Here is a 1,577-nt window from a genome sequence, read left to right as displayed (position 1 = left end):
CCGCACCGAGGAGCCGGCCGCCGAGGCCGAGTCGACCCCGGTCGAGGAGGCCACCCCGGTCGAGGCCGTCGCCGAGCCCGTGGCTGCCGAGCCGGTCGCCGCTGAGCCGGTCGCTGTCGAGGAGGCCGCCCCGGCGGTCGCCGCGGCCGCCGTCACCGGCGCTTCGGCCGTCTCCGTGCCCTACGAGGTCCCGGAGCAGCCGACCGTCGCCGTGGCCAACGGCCACCACACCCCCGAGCCCGCCGCCGAGCCCGTGGTGTCCGCCACACGGCGCCGGGTCCGTCGGGCCGCGTCCCGCCCGGCCGGCCCGCCGGCCAGCGCGGTGACGCAGGACTGACCAGGTGTTTCACCGACCCGCGGGCGCTCGTCCGCGGGTCGGTGCCGCCTGCCCGGAGTGACTGCGGTCACCCGGACCCGGTTACGGGGACCCCGGTTTGACCTCTCGTCCACCCGGCCCGTAACCTCTTGTTTGGCCCCCATCCGGAGGGCCCCGTCGTGCGCCAGTCCAAGCTGGTTGGAATTCTTCGGTGTTGGATTTGTCTGAGGAATTCTCCATGCGCTTGGGCCGTGCGTGCCCCGTCAACGTCGAGTAGCAGGAGACTTCCGTCCCGATGTACGCGATCGTCAAGACTGGCGGCAAGCAGTACAAGGTTGCCGTCGGCGACATCGTCCAGGTCGAGAAGCTCGACGGTGGACCGGGCGCCGAAGTCAGCTTCCCGGCGCTGCTCGTCGTCGATGGCTCTGATGTCATTGCTGACGCGGACGCCCTGGGCAAGGTTTCGGTGACCGCCAAGGTCGTCGAGCACACCAAGGGTCCCAAGATCCGCATCCACAAGTTCAAGAACAAGACCGGCTACCACAAGCGCCAGGGTCACCGCCAGAAGCTGACCCGCGTCGAGGTCACCGCCATCACCAAGTAAAGGACCTGACCAGCCATGGCACACAAAAAGGGTGCATCCAGCTCCCGCAACGGCCGTGACTCCAACGCTCAGTACCTTGGGGTCAAGCGTTACGGCGGTCAGGTCGTCAAGGCCGGCGAGATCCTGATCCGCCAGCGCGGCACCAAGTTCCACCCCGGTGTGAACGTGGGCCGCGGCAAGGACGACACGCTGTTCGCGCTGTCGGCCGGCGCGGTCGAGTTCGGCGTCAAGCGGGGTCGCAAGACCGTCAACATCGTCCCGGTCGAGGCTCTGGCCTCTGCCTGAGGGATCTTCGAACGCGCGAATGGGCGACGTGTGTCCGCGACTGCGCCAGATTCTTGGCAGCGGACCACGTCGCCCGTTCGTGTTTTGTGGGGGCCCGACCCCCACACCCCCACGCCGGGGGCAAGCCCCCGGACCCCCGATTCATGCTCGGGGTTCTGAAAGGAAGTTCTTCTCGTGTCTCGCTTCGTTGACCGCGTGACCATCCACGTGGGGGCCGGTAACGGCGGGAACGGCTGTGCCTCGGTGCACCGCGAGAAGTTCAAGCCGCTGGGGGGCCCCGACGGCGGCAACGGCGGGCGCGGCGGCGACGTCGTGCTGGTCGTCGATCCCAGCGTGCACACCCTGCTGGACTTCCACTTCCGCCCGCACGCC

General features: G+C 69.1%; 2 protein-coding genes and 2 pseudogenes. All 4 read left to right on the top strand.

The window, feature by feature from the left end; translation table 11 throughout:
• Positions 1–337, top strand: a pseudogene (locus KUTG_RS61335) (ribonuclease E/G); the annotation flags it as partial.
• A 274-nt stretch (positions 338–611) separates the two neighbouring features.
• On the top strand, positions 612–920 hold the full coding sequence (gene rplU, locus KUTG_RS16930; protein ID WP_043717997.1) for a 50S ribosomal protein L21: 309 nt from the start codon (positions 612–614) through the stop codon (positions 918–920).
• Between the two features lie 15 nt (positions 921–935).
• Positions 936–1,205 (top strand): 50S ribosomal protein L27, encoded by a 270-nt coding sequence (gene rpmA / locus KUTG_RS16925; RefSeq protein ID WP_043717995.1) that lies wholly within the window; start codon positions 936–938, stop codon positions 1,203–1,205.
• A 174-nt stretch (positions 1,206–1,379) separates the two neighbouring features.
• A pseudogene (obgE, locus tag KUTG_RS58520) lies at positions 1,380–1,577 on the top strand (GTPase ObgE); the annotation flags it as partial.

Origin of the sequence: Kutzneria sp. 744 (assembly GCF_000568255.1) — a bacterium.
In the GTDB taxonomy this organism is placed as follows: domain Bacteria; phylum Actinomycetota; class Actinomycetes; order Mycobacteriales; family Pseudonocardiaceae; genus Kutzneria.
This window is presented reverse-complemented; position numbering and strand designations above follow the sequence as displayed.

Bases quoted from the DNA above. Each gene is read 5' to 3' on its own strand.
- rplU (WP_043717997.1), top strand. From the start codon at position 612: ATGTACGCGATCGTCAAGACTGGCGGCAAGCAGTACAAGGTTGCCGTC.
- rpmA (WP_043717995.1), top strand. From the start codon at position 936: ATGGCACACAAAAAGGGTGCATCCAGCTCCCGCAACGGCCGTGACTCC.